A 20,567-nucleotide genomic window follows, 5' to 3' on the forward strand; every position below is an offset into this window, starting at 1 on the left:
AATGACCGCGGTCGTAGTCAGCTTGGTCGCTGTTGTGCTCCTCGTGCTCGTCGTCGTGGCACTGGGCATGCGTTCGATGAACCGCAGGGAGAGTTCCCTGCCGCCGGAGCGGCTGAAGGATCTGGTCGACCGGGAAGAGATGAAGCAGGCCCGTTCAACGGACGAGTTCGCGGCGCATGAGCCCCGGATGACGAACTTCAGCCCCGATTTCAGCCCGATCGACGAGGTCAAACAGCCCAGGCCGGTGCGTACCGGCCAGCGCGGCAAGCGTGGCGTCGACGAGTGGGGCAACCCGAGCTCGGATGACGAGGACGAGGAGTTCTGGGCCAACATCCGCAGCGATGCGGAGGAGGGCGGCTTCGGCGCCGGCGGCACGGTCGCGGCGCGCAAGGGAGCGTCCCGGCCGGTTGGCGCCGACCGTCCCATGGGCGCCGAGCGCCCCCTCGGCGCCGAACGTCCCGTGGGTGCCGAACGTCCCGCCGGAGCCGAGCGCCCGGTCGGTGCCCAGCGGCCCGCCGGAGCCGAGCGCCCCATGGGCGCGCCTCGCCCGGTCGAGCAGGAGGCGCCCGTCAGCGCCGCCGACCCGAACGCCACCACCGTCCAGCAGGCGCTCCCGCAGCGCGCCCCCGCCGCCAAGGCGAACCTCGCGGATCTGGTCGAGTCGACGCAGCGCATGGACGCCGTCCCCGCCGAGGCGCCCGCGCCGCCCAGCCGCTCCTCGCGCCGGGCCAAGTCCGCCCCCACGCCCGCCCCCACTCCCGCTCCCGCGCCGTCCGCCGCCGATGTGGCCGAGCAGCGCACCATGGCCTTCGCCGCCCCGACGCCGGACGTGATGAGCATCCTGGGCCCGGGCGCCCAGCAGGTAGCCCCCCCTACGCCCCCCTCCTCTCCCACGACCACGGCAACGCCCGCGCCCGCGGCCACCAGCGGCGCCTACCCCGCGACGCCCTCGGGCCAGCTGCCGCCGTCGCCCTCGTTCACCCCGTCGAACAGCCGGGCGCAGAGCCAGGCGCACGCCCACCCGGCCGGCACGAACAGCGGCGCCTTCCCCGCCGTGCCGAATGGCGCCATTCACGGCGCCCCCACCAGTGACCCCTTCCCCGCCTACGTGAACAACGCCGAGACCTGGCAGAGCCCGGTCTCGGGCTCCTGGCCCGCCACCCCGGTCCGCGACGTGCTGGACGACCCGGCCCCGGGCACCTCGTCGGGCTCCTGGCCCGCTTTCGAGGCCGCTTACACGCCGCGGGGCAACGACTACCCGGCCTCCTACGAGGTCCGCGCCGGGTGGGCGGTGGCCGACGACAGCGAGGTGACCGGCCCGACGCCGGCCACCGGCACGCCGACGACGCCCAGCCGCGCGGTCTCGGCGTTCGAGGCGTATGACGACGTCCTCTCGGCCCCGGCTCCGGCGGTCCCGGCCGCGCCGCCGCAGCCCGCTCCCTATCCCGCCTACGAGACGGGCGACTACGCTCCCTCCACCGGTGGCGCCGCCTGGCCGGAGCCGCCCGCGGGCAACGGCAGCTGGCCGGGCTACAGCGAGGTGTATGGGACCGAGCAGCAGCAGCCCGCCCGCCAGGGTGGACGCCGCCGGGCGCCCGAGCAGCAGGACTATCCCGACTATTACCGGTGATCGTTAAAAGCCTTTCGTAAGGCATAACTCCCGGTCAGCGAGGCATTAGAGTCTCTCGCATGATCAGGGACACTCAGAGTAGCGTGGTCGGTACTCTCCGTCATGACGTGCCCGCTTCACTGGTCGTCTTCCTCGTCGCGGTGCCTCTGTCCCTGGGCATCGCGATGGCCTCCGGAGCTCCGCTGGCCGCCGGGCTGATCGCCGCCGTCGTCGGCGGCATCGTCGCGGGCGCACTGGGCGGCTCCGCCGTACAGGTGAGCGGGCCGGCGACGGGGCTGACGCTCATCGTCGCGGATCTCGTGCAGACGTACGGCTGGCGGGCCACCTGCATGATCACGTTGCTGGCCGGGGCGGCCCAGATCGTGCTGGGCGTCTTCCGGGTGGCGCGGGCCGCGCTGGCGGTGTCACCGGCGGTCGTGCACGGCACGCTGGCCGGGGTCGGCGTGGTGATCGCGCTGTCGCAGCTGCACATCGTGCTGGGCGGCAGCCCGCAGAGCTCGGCCGTCGCCAACCTCATCGAGCTGCCGGCGCAGATCGCCGCCAAGCACAGCCACGCGGTCGCGGTCGGGGTGCTGACGATCGCGGTGCTGGCGATCTGGTCGAAGCTGCCCCGGATGATCAGGACGGTGCCGGCGCCGCTGGCCGCCCTGCTGGTGGCGGCGCTGGCCGCGTGGGCGTTCGGCTGGGACGTCACCCGGGTGGACCTGTCGGACAGCTTCACCCAGTGGGCCTTCCCGGTGCTGCCGCACGGTGACTGGCATCGGATCGTGGGCGCGGTGCTGCTCGTCGCGTTGCTGGCCGGTGTGGAGTCGCTGATGTGCTCGGTGACGACCGACGGCATGCACGAGGGCCCGCGGGCCGACCTGGACACCGAGCTGACCGGGCAGGGCGTGGCCAACATGGTGAGCGGCGCGCTGGGCGGCCTGCCGGTGGCCGGGGGGATCGTGCGCAGCACCGCCAGCGTGCGCTCCGGCGGGCGGACCCGCTGGGCGTCGGTGCTGCACGGGTGCTGGGTGCTGGTGTTCGCGCTGGGTTTCGGCTGGTCGATTCAGCTCATCCCGATGGAGGCGCTGGCCGCGCTGCTGGTCTTCCTCGGCGTGCAGATGGTCAACCTGGGCCACGTCAGGAAGGTGCACGGCCACGGCGAGGTGCCGGTGTACATCCTGACCATGGGCGGGGTGATCGTGCTCGGGCTGGCCGAGGGCGTGCTGCTGGGCCTCGCGCTGGCCGCGCTGCTGGCGCTGCGCCGGCTGACCTGGGTGACGATCAACGTCCGGCAGGAGGAGGACGGGCACTACCACGCGACGATCTCCGGGTCGCTGACGTTCCTGGGCGTGCCCCGGCTCACGCACGAGCTGCGCCAGATCCCGGCGGGCGCGGGCGTGGACCTGGATCTCAACATCGACTTCATGGACAACGCCGCGTTCGAGGCGATCCACTCGTGGCGGGTGGATCACGAACGGCTCGGCGGCACGGTGGACATCGACGACATCCACGACGAGTGGTATGCGATGGCGGCCTCGGGTTCGCGCATGTTCCCCGCCAAGACGCCGCTGCGGGCGCCGGACCGGTGGTGGCTGCCGTGGGCGCACCGCCGCCGGCGCGCTCCCCGGCCGGTGGTGCCGCCGCAGGGCGGGCCGTCCGGGGTCGAGTGCCAGCTGACGGCGGGCGCGCGTGAGTTCCACCGGCGTACGGCTCCGCTGGTGCAGCCCATCTTCACCGAGCTGGCCCGCAGGCAGCAGCCCTCGCACCTGTTCATCACCTGCGCCGATTCGCGGGTCGTGCCGAGCTTGATCACCGCCAGCGGCCCGGGTGACCTGTTCACCGTGCGCAACATCGGCAACCTGGTCCCGCGGCGCGGCTGCGAGCCGAACGACGACTCGGTGGTGGCCGCGATCGAGTACGCCACGCAGGTGCTGGGGGTGCGGACGATCACGGTGTGCGGGCACTCGGGCTGCGGGGCGATGGCCGGATTGCTCAGCGGCGGGGTGAACGCGGGCAGCCTGCCGGGGTTGCGCCGCTGGCTGCGGCACGGCAACCACAGCCTGGCCCGGTTCATCGACGGCGAGAGCGACGGCACCGACAGCGGTCCGCTGGATCGGCTGTGCCGGGTCAACGTGCAGCAGCAGTTGCTCAACCTGCGGACCTACCGGCGGGTGGACGAGCAGGTGCTGGCCGGGGAGCTGGAGCTGGTCGGGTTGTACTTCGACATCGGGACCGCGCGGGTGCACCGCCTGCCATCTACGCTTTCGGTGAAAACCTAGCCATATGCGCACGCTGTATGCAAGAAATGAACGGTATGAAGATACTTGTCATCGGAGGTTCCGGGTTCCTTGGCCGCACCTATGTGAAGGAGGCCATGGAGAGGGGCTACCAGGTCACCACCTTCAACAGAGGCCGATCGGGCACGGACGTGCCCGGGGTCGAGGCGATCCGCGGCGACCGCGAGGTCCGCGCCGACCTGGAGCGCCTGGTCGAGGGCCGCACGTGGGACATCGTGATCGACACCTCCGGCTACGTGCCGCGCGTGGTGGGCGAGTCGGCGCGCGTCGTGTCCGGGCATGCGCCGACCTATGTGTTCGTCTCCACGATCTCCGCACTCAAGGGTTTCCCGGACGAGCCGATCAACGAGGAAAGCCCCGAGTTGTGGGACTGCGCCCCCGACGCCGAGCCGGAGGACGGCGACTACGGCACGCTGAAGGCCGGCTGTGAGCGCGCAGTCGAGCAGGGTTTCGACGGCACCGTGCTGATCATCCAGGCGGGGCTGCTCCTGGGCCCGCACGAGAACGTGGCACGGCTGCCCTGGTGGCTGACCCGGATCTCGCGGGGCGGCCGGGTGCTCGCCCCCGGCGATCCCGGCATGCCCATGCAGCTCGTCGACGTCCGCGACGTGGTCACCTTCAGCTTCGACCAGGCCGAGAAGGGCGTCGCCGACCGGTTCGTGGTGACCGGGCCCGCGGGCAACGCCACCTATGGTGAGCTGCTCGGCTGGTGCAAGGAGGCCACCGGCTCCGACGCCGAGTTCGTGTGGGTGGCCGACGACTTCCTGACCGAGCGCGAGGCCGGCCTGTTCGTCGAGTTGCCGCTGTGGCTGCCGGCGAGCATGGGCAGCTTCTGGACCGCCCCCACGGGCCGGGCCGAGGCCGCCGGCCTGCGCGCGCGGCCGATCGCGGAGACCGTGCGCGACACGTGGGAGTGGCTGCGGCAGATCCCCGAGGACCAGCGCGTCTACGGGACCAAGATGGTGCACGGCATGGCACCGGAGCGGGAGCGCGAGTTGCTCGCCGCGTGGGAGGCCCGTTCTGCGTAATCCTCCGCAGACGGGGGTCGTCCCGCGGTCCTAGCGTGAGGGCGTCCCGACTCCCAGGGACTCGGAGGGGCGGGGTTGCCGATGCCCCCGCCCCTCGTTCCTACCGCCCGGCCAGGGCCCGCAGGGGCTCGTCGGTCAGCCGGTACACCGTCCACTCGTCCATGGGGATGGCGCCGAGGCTCTTGTAGAAGCCGATGGCCGGCTCGTTCCAGTCCAGCACCGACCACTCCAGGCGCTGGTAGCCCCGCTCCACGCAGATCGCCGCCAGCTCGGCCAGCAGCGCCCTGCCGTACCCCTCGCCGCGGTAGCGCGGACGGACGAAGAGGTCTTCCAGGTAGATGCCGTGCTTCCCCCGCCAGGTGGAGAAGTTCAGGAACCACAACGCGAACCCGGCCGCCCGCCCGTCGTGCTCGGCCACGTGCGCGAAGGCCGCCGGCCGTTCGCCGAAGAGCGCCTGGTGCAGTTGCGCCTCGGTGCTGCGTACTTCCTGGGGGGCGTTCTCGTAGTCGGCGAGTTCGCGGACCATGGCCAGGATCTCGGGGACGTCGCCGGGTGTCGCGGGTCGAATCATGCGCCTCAGGGTAGCCGGAGTCCGGATGCGGCCACATTCCGGCTGGGCGGCGCGGGCGATTCGGACGGCGATACCGCACCCATTCCTGAAACACGTTTCAGAAATGTCATTATCCGGCCGTTTCTGACGTGCCGGGTTCGCGGACCGTATGCGTCCTTCGCACGCGGCGCACACGCGAGGATATGGCTTGACCAGATCTCGTGTCCCCTTTTCGGGGGACTTGACACGGCATAGCGGTCGCACAGAATTGCGATTGCAAGCCGTGAGGGGGCGTACAGGGGGTCTGTGCGGGTTTATGTGGTGAGCGATTTTTTTCGTAGTGCGTCAAATACCGCGGTAACCCGTCACAGGAAAAGGGGGCATCCCGCGATGCGCTGGCTAGTCAACCTGAGTATGAAGTTTCGCGGCCTGGTGGTGATCGCCGCGCTGGCCCTGCTGGTCGTGGGGGCCGGGCAATTACGCGATTCCTCGATCGAGGCGCTGCCCGAGTTCTCGCCCGTCTACGTCGAGGTGCAGACCGAGGCACTGGGCCTGTCCGCCTACGAGGTGGAGCAGCTCATCACCGTGCCGCTGGAGGTGAACCTGCTCAACGGCGTGGCCTGGCTGGACGAGATCCGCTCGAACTCGGTCGCCGGCCTGTCGTCCATCGAGATGATCTTCGAGCCGGGCACCGACCTGCTGAAGGCCCGGCAGATGGTCCAGGAACGGCTCGGCCATGCGGGCATCCTGCCCAACGTCTCCAAGCCGCCCACCATGCTGCAACCACTGTCGTCGGCCAACCGGGTGGCGATCGTCGGCCTGTCGGCCGCGAACCTCTCCCTCATCGAGATGTCCGTCCTGGCCAGGTGGAACATCAAGCCCCGGCTGATGGGCGTGCCCGGGGTGGCCAACGTGGCCATCTGGGGACAGCGCGAACGCCAGCTGCAGGTCCAGGTGGACCCCGACCGGCTGGCCCGGCACGGCGTCACGCTCAACCAGGTCATCTCCACGACGGGCAACGCGTTGTGGTCCTCGCCGCTGAGCTTCGTCAAGGCCTCGACCCCCGGCTCCGGCGGCTTCATCGACACCCCGCAGCAGCGGCTCGGCATCCAGCACATCTCCCCCATCAAGACCGCCCAGGACCTGGCCAAGGTACCCGTCGAACCCGGCGAGGACGACGAGCCCGTCCGCGACGTCACGCTCGGCGACGTGGGCACCGTGGTCGAGGACCACCAGCCGCTGATCGGCGACAGCCTCGCCGGTGACGGCAAGACGCTCATGCTCGTGGTGGAGAAGTTCCCCGGCACCGACACGCTGCAGGTCACCAAGGGCGTCGAGGAGGCGCTGGCCGCGCTCGGCCCCGGCCTTTCCGGCATGAAGCTCGACTCGGGCATCTACCGCCCGGCCACCTTCGTGGAGTCCGCCCGCGCCAACCTCGCGCTGTCGCTGTCGGTGGGTCTCGGGCTGCTCGTGCTCATCGTCGGCGCGGCCCTGCTGAGCTGGCGGGCCGCCCTGATCACGCTGATCACCGTGCCCGTGTCGCTGGTCGCCGCCCTGCTGGTGCTGCAAGGGCGCGGCGAGCCGCTCAACACGCTCGTGCTCGCCGGGCTGGTGGTCGCACTGGCCGTGGTCGTGCACGACGCGGTCACCGGCGTGCACAACGTGACGCACCGCCCCGAAGGTCAGTCCGTCCTCGACGCGGTGCTGGCGCTGCGCTCTCCCTTGCTCTACGCGACGCTCATCGCGCTGGCCGCCGCGGCGCCGGCGTTGCTCGTGCCCGGCCTCGCCGGGCGCTTCTTCGGGCCGCTGACCCTGTCCTACCTGCTCGCCGTCGCCGCCTCCCTGCTCACGGCGCTCACGGTCACGCCCGCGCTGGCCTCCCTGCTCCTCCGGCGTACGGCGGTGCCGCGCGAGAACCGGGCGCACCGGCTCTACCGGCGCGTGCTCGGATGGAGCGTTCCGCGGCCTGCCATCGCCTACGCCGTGGCCGGTGTCCTGCTGCTCGCCGGCCTGGGCACCGCCGCCTTCGCGATCGCGCCGCGGGCGGGGGCCACGCTGATGCCCGTCTTCCAGGACCGCGACCTGCTCATCCGGTGGGAGGCGCCGCCCGGCACCTCCCAACCGGCCATGGTCAAGGCGGGAGAGCAGGTCAGAAGCGAGCTCAGGGCCATCCCCGGCGTGCGCGGCGTGGCCGGGCACGTGGGCCGCGCCATCGCCTCCGACCAGGTGGTGGGCATCAACTCGGGCATCCTGTGGGTCGGGCTCACCCCCGCCGCGCCGTACGAGAGAACCGTCGCCGCGATCGGCGACGTGGTGAGCCGGCACCCCGGCTTCGACCGGCAGGTGCGCAGCTACCACGACGAGAGCGTCGTCGGCGTGCGCGCCCCCTCCGGCGGCGAGGTGGCCGTGCGCGTCTACGGCCAGGACCTCACGTTGCTCCAGGCCGAGGCCGAGAAGGTGAAGGCGGCGATCGGCGCCGTCCCCGGAGTCACCGGCCCGCGGGTGCAACTCCAGCCGAAGGAGCCCACCGCCGAGGTCGAGGTGAACATCGCCGCCGCGCAGCAGAAGGGCCTCAAACCCGGCGACGTACGGCGGGCCGCGGCCACCTGGATGCAGGGCATCGAGGTCGGCAGCCTCTTCGAGAACCAGAAGGTCTTCGAGGTCATCGTGGTCGGCGCCCCGGGCACCCGGCAGAGCCTCGGCAGCATCGGCCAGATCCGGATCGACACCCCGGACGGCAAGCAGGTCCCGCTGTCCGAGGTGGCCCAGGTCCGGGTCCAGGCCAACCAGAACGTCTTCAAGCACGAGGCGACCGCACGCTACTACGACGTGGTCGCCGAGCTGTCGGGACGCGGCAGGGACGCGGTCATCCAGGACGTCGGGAACGTCGTGCGCCGGCTGGCCTTCCCCATGGAGTTCCACGCCGAGGTGCTCGACGCCGGCGACCAGGGCGAGGTGAACTGGGCGGCGCTCCTGTGGCCCGGCCTGGCCGCGCTGGTGGCGATCGTGCTGCTGCTGCAGGCGGCGATGTCGAGCTGGCGGATGGCCGCGCTCGTCGTGCTGACCCTGCCGGCCGCGCTGTCCGGCGCCGCGGTCGTCGCCCTCCTGGGCGACGGCGTGCTGTCGCTGAGCGTGGTGCTCGCGCTGCCGGCCGTCCTGGCGCTGGCGGTACGGCTGGCGCTGGTGATGTTCACCGGCTTCCGGCGGCTGGCGGCCGGGAACGGCGGGGTCGTCACGGCCGAGCACGTGCTGCGCGGCGCGGGCGAGAGCCTGCTGCCGGTGATCACCACGATGGCCGCGGTCGCGGTGGCCGTGCTGCCGCTCATCGCCCTGGGCAGCGTGCCGGGGCATGAGGCGGCCAGGCCGCTGGCGATCGGGGTGCTCGGCGGCCTGGTCACCACGGCGGTGTGGGGCCTGGTGGTGCTGCCCGGGCTGTATCTCAGCCTGGCGCCACGACAACCGCGGCCCGATCCCGACGCCGATCTGCGGGAGCTCGTGGAGGTGGGGCGGGCATGAAGCGCTTGCTCACCACCACACTGCTGGCCGCCTGCCTGGCCGCCTCCGGATGCGCCGGCACGGAGAAGGCGCTGGCCGGGCCCAAGGTCGAGCCCGCGAAGGTGGAGAAGCTGGACGGTTCCGACCTGAGCAAGCTCACCCTGACGGACAAGGCGGTCGAGCGCCTCGGCATCCGGCTGGTCCCCGCTCAGCCGGGGCCGGCGAACATGCTGGCCGTGCCGTACTCCGCGGTGGTCTATGACACCAAGGGCAAGGCGTGGGTGTTCGTCAGCTCGGCCGAGGGCGTGTTCCAGCGGGCGAGCGTCATCGTCGGGTCCTTGAAGGGCGGCGTCGCCCACCTCACGGCGGGGCCGGACGCCGGCACGCGGGTCGTGGCCGACGGCGCCGCCGAGTTGTTCGGCGCCGAACTGGGCATCGGGAAGTAGGGCGGACTCGAGATGATGCGTTGGATCGTCGGATCGAGCCTCCGGTTCCGCTATATCGTGCTCGCGCTGGCCGCCGGGATGATGCTGTTCGGGGCCGGCCAGCTTCGGGACATGCCGGTGGACGTCTTCCCCGAATTCGCCCCGCCGCGGGTCGAGGTGCAGACCGCCTGCATCGGCCTGACCGCGGGCGAGGTAGAGAGCCTCATCACCGTGCCGCTGGAGGAGACGCTCAACGGCATCGAGGGGCTGGACGTGCTCCGGTCCAAGTCGGTGCCGCAGCTGTCGTCCGTACTCATGATCTTCAAACCGGGCACCGATCTCATCAAGGCCCGCCAGCTCGTCCAGGAACGGCTGGCCACGATCACGCCCACGATCCCGAGCTGGGCGTCCCCGCCCACGATCCTGCAGCCGCTCTCCTCCACCAGCCGGGTCATGAAGATCGGCATCTCGTCGCCGAAGCACTCCGTCATCCAGCTGTCCATGATCTCCTTCTGGACCATCCGCAACCGGCTCCTGAAGGTGCCGGGCGTGGCCAACGTGGCGATCTGGGGCCAGCGCCAGCAGATGACGCTCGTCCAGGTGGACCCGGAGCGGATGAAGGCCAAGGACGTCACCCTCGACCAGGTGATGACCGCTTCCGGCGACGCGCTGGACGCCGGCCTGCTCAGGCACACCAACGGCACCATGGTCGGCACCGGCGGCTGGGTGGAGACACCCGAGAGCCGCCTGCCCATCAGGCACGTGCTGCCGATCACCACCGGCCAGGACATCACCAAGATCCCGGTCACCAACAACGACGGAAAAGTGGTGCCGCTCAGCGACGTGGCCGACGTCATCGAGGGCCACCAGCCACTGATCGGCGACGCGGTCATCAACGACGGCGAAGGGCTCATGCTCATCGTCGAGAAGCTGCCATGGGGCAACACCCTCGAGGTGACCAAGGGCGTCGAGGCGGCCATCGCCCAGCTCAAGCCGGGCCTGCCGGACGTGGCGATCGACACGACCATCTTCCGGCCGGCCACGTTCGTCGAGGTAGCGCTCGGCAACCTGAACCTCTCGCTGCTGCTCGGCTTCCTCCTGGTCGTGCTGATCATCGGCGCGTTCCTCTTCGAGTGGCGGGCCGCGGTGATCAGCCTGATCACCATCCCGATCTCGCTCATGGCCGCCGTCCTGGTCCTGCAATGGCGCGGCGACACGGTCAACACGATGATTCTCGCGGGGCTGGTGATCGCCCTGGGCGTCGTCGTGGACGACGCCATCATCGACGTCGAGAACATCATGCGCCGCCTGCGCCTGCACCGGGCCGCCGGCACGGGCGGATCGACCGCGCGGGTGATCCTGGACGCCTCCATGGAGGTGCGCTCGCCGATCATCTACGCCACGCTCATCATCATCGCGGCGGCGGTCCCCGTCCTCTTCCTCGACGGACTCGCCGGCGCCTTCTTCAACCCGCTGACCGTCTCCTACGCACTCGCGGTCGGCGCCTCCCTGCTCGTGGCGCTCACCGTGACCCCGGCCATGGCGCTCATGCTGCTCGGCAAGGCCGCCGTGGAACGCCGGCAGTCGCCCCTGGTCGTCTGGCTGCAGAACGGCTACCAGCGGGCGCTGACCCGGACCGTCCGGCGGCCCGGCTGGGCCTACGCTACAGTGGCCGCCGTCATGGCCGCTGGGCTGGCCGTCCTGCCGTTCCTCGGGCAGTCGCTGCTCCCCTCCTTCAAGGAGCGCGACTTCCTCATGCACTGGCTGACCGCGCCGGGCACCTCGCACCCCGAGATGGTCCGCATCAGCACCGCGGCCAGCAAGGAACTGCGGGCCATCCCCGGCGTGCGCAACTTCGGCGCGCACATCGGCCAGGCCGTCAACGCCGACGAGGTCGTCGGCATGTACTTCGGCGAGAACTGGGTCAGCGTCGACCCCTCCGCCGACTACGACAAGACCGTCGCCGCCATCCAGGAGGTTGTCGACGGCTACCCCGGCCTCCAGCGCGACGTGCAGACCTACCTGAAGGAACGCATCAAGGAGGTGCTGACCGGCGCCAGCGAGACGATCGTGGTGCGCATCTACGGCGACGACCTGGCCACCCTGCGCGAGACCGCGGCCAAGGTCCAGGACCGCATCGCCAAGATCGGCGGCATCGTCGAGGCCAAGACCTCCCTGCAGAAGGACATCCCCCAGATCGAGGTCCAGGTCGACCTCGAGGCCGCCCGCAAGCACGGTCTCAAACCGGGTGACGTACGGCGGGCCACCGGCGCCCTGGTCGCCACCGAGGAAGTCAGCGACACCTACTGGGAAGGCCGCGTCTACGACGTGCGCGTCTGGAGCGTCCCTGCCTCCCGGTCCAACCCCGAGGCGATCAAGGACCTGCCCGTCGACACGCCGAGCGGCGAGAAGGTACGGCTCGGCGACGTGGCCTCCGTCCAGATCAAGTCGACGCCCAACGTCATCGAGCGCGAAGGCGGCTCCCGCCGCATCGACGTCGGCGCCAACGTGCGCGACCGCGACCTCGGCGCCGTGGCCCGCGACGTCGAGGCGGCCCTGGCCGGCGTCGCCTTCCCCCGCGGCTTCCACGCCGAAGTGCTCGGGGAGTACGCCGAGCGGCAGGCCGCCACGACCCGCCTGCTCGGGTACGCGGCGATCGCGCTGGTCGTCGTGCTGATCCTGCTGAACCTGTCCTTCCGCAGCTGGCGGCTGGCCGTACTGAGCCTCATCACGCTGCCGGTCGCGCTGGTCGGCGGGGTGCTGGCCGCCTACCTCGGCGACGGGATCGTCTCGCTGGGCGCGCTGGTCGGGTTCTTCACGGTCATGGGCATCGCGGCCAGGAACGGCATCCTGATGATCAACCACTTCCAGCACCTGGAGGACCACGAGAAGGAACCGTTCGGACCGGCCCTGGTGCTGCGGGGAGCCCGTGAGCGGCTCTCCCCGATCCTCATGACCGCGCTGGCCGCCGGGCTCGCGGTGCTGCCCCTGGTCATCATGGGCAACATCCCCGGGCACGAGATCGAGCACCCGCTGGCCGTGGTCGTGCTGGGCGGGCTGGTCACCTCGACGCTGCTGAACCTGTTCGTGACGCCGCCGTTGTACCTGCGCTTCGCCAAGCGCCGCCGTCAATCCGGCAGCGAGCCCAGCGCGGCGGTGTAGACAGGGAACTCCGTCACCCCGTCGATGCCCAGGAGCTCCTGGGCATCGCGGGTGTGGATGGCCGCGGAGGTGAACGGCGCCAGCCCGAGCGCCGTCACCACCAGGTGGAAGGTCTGGCCCAGGTGGCCAGCGTCCATCATGAGCACCCGGTAGGCGTGCGCCTGCGGGTACTTCCACGAGCTCCGGCCCATCACCGCCGTCATGACGAACACGGCCGCAGCCTGGCCGATCCACGGCTGTCTGCCGCACACCTCGACGATCTCCTCGGTGTGGTCGCCCTGCCGTACCAGGGTGAGGGCGTGCTCGCCGGGCCCGTAGTGATACACGCCCGGGGCCAGCCCGCCGATCGACCGGGCGACGACATACACCTCGGTGGGATGCCGCGCCCCGCCCGACGGGCTGGTCTTCAGCAGATGGCTGCCCACCTCCGGATCCGTCACCACCGAGGTGGCGCCCCAGGTCGCGCCGAGCACGGTCGCCAGGTCCGCCAGCTCGACCGCCCCTGGCCCGAAGACCCGGTGGGTGCGGCGGCGGCGCAGAACGTCCCAGAACTCCCCCTGCCGCCCGGAGAAGGCGTCGGGCAGCTCGGCTCGTTCCCCTTCGCGACTCAGGAACGGCGACGGCGGCGGGTGCGCCTTGGCCCGCTCCTTGAGCGCCAGGTCCTCGGCCGCCAGGTCCTCGGTGAACCGGGTGCGCGAGGTGTGGAAGTGAAAGTGCCGGGCGGAGGGGTCCCACACCCACGCCGTGGCGACCTGCCGGTCCAGAACGTCGGCCGCGCCGCCGCACACCACCACGATGTCGGCGGCGACGAGCTTGCCGATCAGCGACTTCACCCCGGGTACGTGAGCCAGCTTGTCACACAGATCGGCGAAGCCGACGGGTTGCTCCAGCATGTCGAGCAGATCGACCACCGCGCCGGACATCCTCGCGGATCGCCCGCTGAGGTAGTTCTCGACGTGGAAGCCGTCACCCTGCCAACGACCGGCCAGAGCACCCGCCCTTCGCAGCAGGTCGCCGGGAGCGGGTTCACTCATACGCAGCAGCTGGAGCCGCGGTAGCGGTACGCGGCCACGTGGATCTCCGCGACGTTCTGCTCATCGACGGCGAACCTGATCTTGGCCGGGGCCGTCGGGTCCTTGTCGTCCCACTGTTCAAGGAGCGCGCTTGCCTGTTCCGCGGTGAGGGAGATGATGATCTCGTTGCCTTCCGCGAGTTCCTTGATCCGTGCGGACACGTCCTGCGTTTCGGTACCCATGGTGCTTGCTCCTTTCCTTGTTGATCGTGACACGTGCACACCGACACTCCACCTCGCCGTGACTCCCGTCAACCCCCAAGGTCATTCCGTCTCCCCCCGAGGGGTTTGCGCAAGAAACGCTCAGCAGGAATCACCTCGTGGATCCGGGCCGGGAACGCCGGCGAGCTGGCTCTTGAGACGAAATATAGACGGCGCTTCTATACTGAAGAATCAAGAAATACGTCCGTCATTTCTTGGCGTTTCTCGCGGCAGGCTTTCCGTTTGTCATTTCCCCCTTGACCGGAACCGCTCCCATGGGCTGCACTCGAAAGCGTGACAGCTCGACCTATGGAGGGGTAAATGCGTTCAGGAGCACATCGCCTTTTATCCGCGCTGGGCATCGCCCTGCTTTTCCTGGGGCTCGGCTTCGTCCCCGCGGCCAACGCCGGCACGACGCCCCCGACTCCACCGGCCGTGGACGCGGACGGCTGGCTGACCAAGACACCCGCCCCGGCGGGGGCGGAACTCGTCATCCTCTCGGGTAAGAGGACCGGGGCCGACGGATGCGTGATTCCCGTCGAACTCAAGGCGACACCCGCCGACCGGGTCGTCCGCGCCGACGAGACCCGGATCAATCTCAGGACCTGTCAGCTGGAAGTGGCGGTCCGCCGCGGAGACGCCGTGCCGAAGACGCCCGTGACGCAGCCCTCGCCGGATGTCGCGACGAAGGAGGGACGTTCCGCCAAACCCACGAAGATCGAGGAACCGGCGCCTTCGCAGCTTCGTCCGGCACAGAAGTCGACTGCCGGGTGGACCAGGACCACTGGCTATTTCAGGACCTGGTGGACGGATCCGATCGGGCTGACGGTCAACTCCACCAAGAACACCGTCTCCTGGGACTGGAACAACGAGAACTGCGTAAATCCCGGATGGGCCTCATACAACTACGAGTGGCTGTCCGGAACGGGCTGGGCGCTGCTCGGCGAGAACTTCCAAAACCTCTACGGATGCACGGATCACCGGTCGGAATCCTACACGCACTATGCTAATCAAGCGTTCTGCGGTATCGCCGTCCCGGCCGCCCACGTATATTATCCGCGCAATTATGTCCGCGGCTGGTGGACCGGCGAGATGAGCGGTTACACTGATTCCTACGCCGATAGCGGCTGCAGCTTCCTGCTGACACGGCATCACCAGCTCGAATTCAGCTGATCCGATCATTGGGGTGACGGGCGATGCGGGCAGAGGCACGATGGGTCATCGCGTCGGCGATTCTGGCACTGGCGGCCTCGATTATCGCATTCGCCGCCCCCCTGTATACGGCGGCCGGTCCCGAAGGAACCGTGCGCACCGGCCTCGGGAGCGTCTCGGGCTGGCAGAGCATCGCGATGCTCCTGCTCCCCGTCGTCATCGCCCTGGCGCCGCTCGCCTTCAGGGGAAGCCGGATCAGGACGCCCGCGATCGTCGCGGCGGCGCTCCTGGGTGTCTGGTGCGTCCTCGGCCTGGCCTCGATAGGGATGTTCTATGTGCCGTCGTTCGTTCTCATGGCCATAGCGGCGACCTATCCCCGCCGCGAGCGAACACCGTGACGTGCGGCCACAGCGGCCCTCCGGCGAGGCGGTCGCCTGCCGGAGGGCTCGCTTCTTGCGACGAGCCGGCCTGTAGGCCGGGTTCTGTCCCTCGTGTGAGGGGGCGACCATCCATCTAGGACCGCCGTTGCCGGCGGCCTCCAGCGGTCTACCCGTGCGGCTCGGGCGGGCAGCCCTCAGGCGCCGCACGCGGGCGCCTCTCGCGAAGCGCCCTTCTTGACCTTGCTCCAGGTGGGGTTTACCGAGCCGCCCACGTCACCGTGGGCGCTGGTGGTCTCTTACACCACCGTTTCACCCTTACCTCCACGTGAGTGGAGGCGGTCTGTTTTCTGTGGCACTGTCCCGCGGGTCACCCCGGGTCGGCGTTACCGACCACCCTGCCCTGTGGAGCCCGGACCTTCCTCGGCGGGCCCTCGCGGGTCCGACGCGGCCGCCCGGCCGGCTCGTCTGGCAGCGAGATTATCAAACCTCAACCAGGCGACAAGCCGCCCGGGGTGGGATGATCACGCCGTCGTCCGAGGGGGACGGTGGCATTGGGTGGACGGGCCGGGCGTTTCTGGCGGCGTCCGGCGCGTCCGCCCAGGCTCAGCGCAGGTGCGCGGTGTCGTTGAACGCCTTCACCACGGCGTTGCCGTCGGCGTAGTAGTCGATGAGGTTCAGGCAGGCCAGGTCCAGGTGCATCCGGTACACCGCGGCCGGCGGGGCCATCAGCGCGAACCTGAGCAGCATCTTGATCGGCGTCACGTGCGAGACGACCAGGACCGTCTTGCCCAGGTGCTGCTCGACCAGCCGGTCCCGGACGCGGTGCACGCGGCGGCCGGCCTCGGCGAAGCTCTCGCCGTCCGGCGGCGCCACCGACGGGTCGGCCAGCCAGGCGGCCAGTTCGTCCGGCCAGCGGCGCTGGATCTCGGTGAACGTGTGCCCCTCCCAGGCGCCGAAATCGGCCTCTCTGAGGTCTTCGTCCACCTCGACGGTGAGGTTCGTCCGGGCCGCGACCGCCTCGGCGGTCTGGCGGGCGCGCTTGAGCGGGGAACTGACGATCACGTCCAGCCGGTACGGCTTCCGCGCCAGCCGGTCCGCGGCGGCGGCCGCCTGGGCCCTTCCGTTGGCGGTCAGCTCGGCGTCGCCCAGGCCGGAGAAGCGGCGCTCGACGGAGAGCGGGGTCTCGCCGTGCCGCAGCAACAGCAGCGAGGTGGCCACCCGCGTGGCCGCACCCCAGCCGGTCCCCTGGGCGCGCGTCTGCTCGGCCGCGGCGGACGCCGCCGGCGCCGACACCTCACCCCCGGTCCTGCGCGCCGCCCCGGCTCCCCCAGTCACACCAGGTACGGCGTAGCCGCCCCCACCGGCGCCGCGTCCCGTTGCCGAGTCGTCCTCACCGGCACCGGATCCCGCTGCGGAGCCGTCCCCGGAAGCGCCCCTCCCGTTCGCGGGGCCTTCACCTGCGCCGCGTCCGCCCCCGGGGTCTCCGGTTTCGGGGTTGGTCCCGAAGAGGTCGGTCTGGCCGAAGCCGTCCTGGCCGGCCGCTTCGTGTTCCTCTCGGCCCGGTCCGGTCGCGGTCTCCTCCGACGGGCCGCCGGGCTGCCACCGCAGGCCCTTGGCGGCGGCGTCCATGGCCTCGTTGGCCAGGCGGTCGGCGTGTTTGTTGCGTTCCCTGGGGATCCAGGTCCATTCGGTGACCCGCAGGCGCGCCACGAGGCGGTTCGCCTCCAGGGCCAGCGGGCGCAGGCCCTCGTTCTTGATTTTCCAGCGCCCGGCCATCTGCTCGATGACGAGCTTGGAGTCCATGCGGACCGCCACCGCGGCCCCGTCGCCCGCAAGCCGCAGCACTTCGGTGAGCCCGGCGATGAGCCCGCGGTATTCGGCGACGTTGTTGGTGGTGATGCCGATCGCCTCGGCCGTCTCGGCCAGTACCTGGCGGTCGGCGGCGTCGAGCACGACGGCGCCGTAACCGGCGGGACCCGGGTTGCCACGGGAGCCGCCGTCGGCCTCGACGATGTAGGAGGTCACAGGCCGGACTCTGCGGTGCGTACCAGGATGCGGCGGCACTCCTCGCAGCGGATCACGTCGTCGTGGGGGGCGGCCTTGATGCGGTTCATCTCGGCGATGGACAGCGACACCTTGCAGCCCTGGCACTGGCCCCGGTAGAGCATGGCGGCGGCGACGCCGTACTGGTCGCGCAGTTTGGTGTAGAGGGTGAGCAGGTCGGCGGGGATGTCGCCGGCGACGCCGGTGCGGCGGTCCTTGACGCCGGCGGCCTCCTTGTCGATCTCGGCGACGGCGGCGTCACGGCGGTCCTCGGCGGCGGCGCGGGTGGCGGAGACGGCGTCGCGCTGGGCGACCAGGTCGACGACCTTGGCGTCGGCGGCCTCCCTGCGCTCCATGATCTCCAGGACCACTTCTTCGAGGTCGCCCTGGCGGCGGTGCAGCGAGGTGATCTCGGACTGCAGGCTGGCGAGGTCCTTGGGCGAGGTCACGGCGCCGGAGTCGAGGCGTTTCTGGTCCCGCTCGGCCCGGGTGCGCACGGTGTCGACGTCGGCCTCGGCCTTGGCCTGCTCGCGGGCCAGGTCGCCGGCGGCGGTCTCGGCTTCGATCGCCTCGGTGGCGAGTTTGGCGAAGCGCTTGGTCTGCTCGTCGATCTCGGCCAGCTCGGGCAGGGTGCGGCGGCGGTGGGCGAGCCGGTCGGCCGTGGAGTCGAGCTCTGCCAGGTCGAGCAGTCGCTTCTGTGCTTCAGGGGCTGCTTTCATGATCAATATCCTCTTGTCCAAGCATCGGTGACCGTGGCGGAGACGCGCGTCTCAACGTTAACGCCCGTGGCGCGCAGGATGGACGCGGCGCTGTCCAGCCATGGCCATTCGGTGGCCCAGTGGGCGGCGTCGATGAGCGCGGGGCCGTCGGCCTCCATGAACTCGCTGGCCGGGTGGTGGCGGAGGTCGGCGGTCAGGAAGACGTCGAGGCCGGCGGCGCGAGCCGTACCGAGGAGGGAGTCGCCGGCGCCGCCGCTGACGGCCACGCGCGAGACCCGGCGGGTCAGGTCGCCCGCGACGCGGATGCCCCAGGAGGTCTTGGGCAGGCCGCCGGCCGCCTGCTCGGCGAAGTCGCCGAGCGTCATGGGGTACGGCAGGGCGCCGATGCGGCCGAGTCCGCGCCAGGGGTCGTCGGGGAGGGGGCGGAGCGGCACGAGGTCGCCGGTGAGGCCGACGGCCCTGGCCAGCGCGTCGGAGACGCCGGGGTTGGCGACGTCGGCATTGGTGTGGGCGGTGTAAAGGGCTATGTCGTGCTTGATGAGGGTATGGACCAAGCGTCCCTTGGGAGTGGTGGCGGCGACGGTAGTGGTGCCGCGCAGGTATAGGGGGTGATGGGTGACGATGAGGTCGGCTCCCCAGGCGATGGCCTCGTCCGCGACCACGGCCACCGGGTCCACCGCGAACAGGACTTTGCGCACCTCCCCGCCGGGGTCGCCGCACACGAGACCGACGGCGTCCCAGGATTCGGCGGTGGCGGGCGGGTAGGCCGCCTCGAGCTTTCCGATCACATCTGCCAGCGTCACGCTGCGCAGACTACCGGCCCCGGCGCTGGAGGCAGGCGTCTTGTCCACGGGGGTGTCGTCCGAACTGGGTTCGTCGTAATGTAAGTGAATCCTGACGCGGAGGACAATATGTCACCAAGGATCGCGATCATCGGAGCCGGATTCGGCGGGTTGTGCATGGCGATCCAGCTCGAGCGCGCGGGCATCACGACATACACCGTCTTCGAGAAGGCCGACCGGGTGGGCGGCACCTGGCGGGACAATACCTATCCGGGGGCGGGATGCGACATTCCCTCGCATCTGTATTCGTTCTCCTTCGAGAAGTACACCTCGTGGAGCCGCCGCTATCCCGACCAACCGGAAATCCTTGCCTACATGGATTACTGCACCGATAAATACGGTGTCAGGCGAAAAATCCGGTTCGGTGCAGACGTCACCCACGCCACCTTCGACCACGACCAGTGGCGCCTCACCTTCCACGACGGCACCACCCAGCACCGGGAGGAGTTCGACGTCCTGGTCGCCGGCGTCGGCCAACTCAACCGCCCGAAATTTCCCGATATACCGGGCATGGAGGAGTTCGGCGGCGTCTCCTTCCACTCCGCCCGCTGGAACCACGCGCACGATCTCACCGGCCGCCGGGTCGCGGTCATCGGCAACGGCTCCTCGGCCGCCCAGTTCATCCCCCCGGTCGCCGAGCGCGCCGCGCACCTGGACGTCTTCCAGCGCACCCCCAACTGGGTCATCCCCAAGCCCGACGCCGCCTTCGGCCCTCTGACCCGCCTGGCCCTGCACTTCGTCCCCGGATTACAGCGCGCCTACCGCGAGTGGATCTACCGGTACGCCGAGGGCACGCTCTACCCGGCGCTGGCCAGAGGCTGGAGCGAGGGCCTGCTGAAGAAGCGCGCCCTGGACCACCTCAGGACCCAGGTGCCCGATCCGGACCTGCGCGCCAGGCTCACCCCGGACTACCCGCCCGGCTGCAAGCGGGTCGTGATCGACAGCCGCTTCTACCCGGCCCTCACCCGCGCGAACGTGGACGTGGTCACCGACCCGATCGTCCGCGTCACGGCCAAGGGCGTGGAGACCACCGAGGGCCTGCGCGAGGCCGACACCATCATCTACGGCACCGGGTTCCGGAGCACCGAGCTCCTCGCCCCGATCGCGATCACCGGCCGCGGCGGCAGGCGGCTGGACGAGCAGTGGGAACGGGGCGCCGAAGCCTACCTGGGCATCTCGGCGCCGAACTTCCCGAACCTGTTCCTGCTCTACGGGCCCAACACCAACCTGGGCCACAATTCGATCATCTTCATGCTCGAATGCCAGGTGAACCATGTCATGAACTGCCTGCCGTACCTCTCCACCCGGGGGCCGATGGAGGTCAGGCCGGAGGCGATGGCCGCGTGGACCCGGCAGCTCGACCGGGCGATGGCGCGGATGGTGTGGGGCAACGGCTGCCGGAGCTGGTACAAGACGGCCGAGGGCAGGGTGACCAACAACTGGCCGGGGCCGACCATGCTCTATCGCCGGCTCACGGCGCTGCCGCCGCTGCCCGCCTACCGCTTCGGGCAGCGGGGTTCGTAGGCGCGGCCTATCCCCATCAGGGGTTTTTGTCCCGCGGCACAAGTGATCTCGGCCACCCGCCG

15 protein-coding genes and 1 other RNA gene are annotated in these 20,567 nt (G+C 70.4%); 9 read left to right on the forward strand and 7 right to left on the reverse strand.

Annotated elements, in window-relative coordinates; all coding sequences use genetic code 11:
• The first annotated feature begins 1 nt into the window (after position 1).
• The 3 genes from FVE25_RS09955 to FVE25_RS09965 all read left to right on the forward strand — a co-directional run bounded on the left by FVE25_RS09955 (position 2) and on the right by FVE25_RS09965 (position 4,940).
• The gene (locus FVE25_RS09955; RefSeq protein ID WP_157246115.1) at positions 2-1,630 is read left to right on the forward strand and encodes a hypothetical protein; all 1,629 of its coding nucleotides are present in this window, start codon (positions 2-4) and stop codon (positions 1,628-1,630) included.
• A gap of 107 nt (positions 1,631-1,737) precedes the next feature.
• Positions 1,738-3,894: a SulP family inorganic anion transporter gene (locus FVE25_RS09960; protein ID WP_246266873.1), complete on the forward strand. Its 2,157-nt coding sequence runs from the start codon at positions 1,738-1,740 to the stop codon at positions 3,892-3,894.
• Between the two features lie 35 nt (positions 3,895-3,929).
• Positions 3,930-4,940 carry an NAD-dependent epimerase/dehydratase family protein gene (locus FVE25_RS09965; protein WP_157246117.1) on the forward strand — a complete coding sequence of 337 codons (1,011 nt, stop codon included), beginning with the start codon at positions 3,930-3,932 and terminating at the stop codon, positions 4,938-4,940.
• Between the two features lie 100 nt (positions 4,941-5,040).
• Here the strand turns inward: FVE25_RS09965 and FVE25_RS09970 are convergent, their stop codons facing one another.
• A complete protein-coding gene (locus FVE25_RS09970) occupies positions 5,041-5,511 on the reverse strand; it encodes a GNAT family N-acetyltransferase (RefSeq protein ID WP_157246118.1) in 471 nt (156 codons plus the stop codon).
• A 393-nt stretch (positions 5,512-5,904) separates the two neighbouring features.
• Here FVE25_RS09970 and FVE25_RS09975 point away from each other — a divergent pair, with 393 nt between their 5' ends.
• The 3 genes from FVE25_RS09975 to FVE25_RS09985 are packed head-to-tail and all read left to right on the forward strand — an operon-like array spanning position 5,905 to position 12,572.
• Positions 5,905-9,006 (forward strand): efflux RND transporter permease subunit, encoded by a 3,102-nt coding sequence (locus FVE25_RS09975; RefSeq protein WP_157246119.1) that lies wholly within the window; start codon positions 5,905-5,907, stop codon positions 9,004-9,006.
• Entirely contained in the window at positions 9,003-9,431 is a 429-nt protein-coding gene (locus FVE25_RS09980) for an efflux RND transporter periplasmic adaptor subunit (RefSeq protein ID WP_157246120.1), read from the forward strand. The genes FVE25_RS09975 and FVE25_RS09980 overlap by 4 nt, the downstream gene beginning before the upstream one ends.
• A 12-nt stretch (positions 9,432-9,443) precedes the next feature.
• The gene (locus tag FVE25_RS09985; protein ID WP_157246121.1) at positions 9,444-12,572 is read left to right on the forward strand and encodes an efflux RND transporter permease subunit; all 3,129 of its coding nucleotides are present in this window, start codon (positions 9,444-9,446) and stop codon (positions 12,570-12,572) included.
• On the opposite strand, the gene FVE25_RS09990 is transcribed toward FVE25_RS09985, so the two are convergent.
• Both FVE25_RS09990 and FVE25_RS09995 read right to left on the reverse strand, forming a co-directional pair.
• Positions 12,539-13,606, reverse strand: coding sequence for a SagB/ThcOx family dehydrogenase (locus FVE25_RS09990; protein WP_157246122.1), 1,068 nt, complete (start codon positions 13,604-13,606; stop codon positions 12,539-12,541). The genes FVE25_RS09985 and FVE25_RS09990 overlap by 34 nt on opposite strands.
• On the reverse strand, positions 13,603-13,827 hold the full coding sequence (locus FVE25_RS09995) for a hypothetical protein (protein WP_157246123.1): 225 nt from the start codon (positions 13,825-13,827) through the stop codon (positions 13,603-13,605). The genes FVE25_RS09990 and FVE25_RS09995 overlap by 4 nt, the downstream gene beginning before the upstream one ends.
• Before the next feature lie 339 nt (positions 13,828-14,166).
• On the opposite strand from FVE25_RS09995, the gene FVE25_RS10000 reads away from it, so the two are divergent.
• On the forward strand, positions 14,167-15,018 hold the full coding sequence (locus FVE25_RS10000; RefSeq protein WP_157246124.1) for a hypothetical protein: 852 nt from the start codon (positions 14,167-14,169) through the stop codon (positions 15,016-15,018).
• A 131-nt stretch (positions 15,019-15,149) separates the two neighbouring features.
• Positions 15,150-15,395 (forward strand): hypothetical protein, encoded by a 246-nt coding sequence (locus FVE25_RS10005; protein ID WP_157246125.1) that lies wholly within the window; start codon positions 15,150-15,152, stop codon positions 15,393-15,395.
• A 57-nt stretch (positions 15,396-15,452) separates the two neighbouring features.
• Here the strand turns inward: FVE25_RS10005 and rnpB are convergent.
• From rnpB to FVE25_RS10025, 4 genes are all read right to left on the reverse strand, one after another.
• An RNA gene (gene rnpB, locus FVE25_RS10010) (RNase P RNA component class A) lies at positions 15,453-15,841 on the reverse strand.
• A gap of 139 nt (positions 15,842-15,980) precedes the next feature.
• Positions 15,981-17,402: a histidine phosphatase family protein gene (locus FVE25_RS10015; RefSeq protein ID WP_157246126.1), complete on the reverse strand. Its 1,422-nt coding sequence runs from the start codon at positions 17,400-17,402 to the stop codon at positions 15,981-15,983.
• Positions 17,399-18,139: a zinc ribbon domain-containing protein gene (locus tag FVE25_RS10020; RefSeq protein WP_157246127.1), complete on the reverse strand. Its 741-nt coding sequence runs from the start codon at positions 18,137-18,139 to the stop codon at positions 17,399-17,401. Before FVE25_RS10020 ends, FVE25_RS10015 begins: the two co-directional genes overlap by 4 nt.
• Positions 18,140-18,141: 2 nt before the next feature.
• Complete coding sequence (locus FVE25_RS10025) at positions 18,142-18,942, reverse strand: Nif3-like dinuclear metal center hexameric protein (RefSeq protein WP_157246128.1); 801 nt, start codon at positions 18,940-18,942, stop codon at positions 18,142-18,144.
• A 108-nt stretch (positions 18,943-19,050) separates the two neighbouring features.
• Between FVE25_RS10025 and FVE25_RS10030 the strand changes: the two genes are divergently transcribed.
• Positions 19,051-20,505, forward strand: a complete 1,455-nt coding sequence (locus FVE25_RS10030) for a flavin-containing monooxygenase (protein ID WP_157246129.1) — start codon at positions 19,051-19,053, stop codon at positions 20,503-20,505.
• Positions 20,506-20,567 lie beyond the last annotated feature (62 nt).

Source organism: Nonomuraea typhae, from assembly GCF_009760925.1.
Taxonomy (GTDB): Bacteria; Actinomycetota; Actinomycetes; order Streptosporangiales; family Streptosporangiaceae; genus Nonomuraea; species Nonomuraea typhae.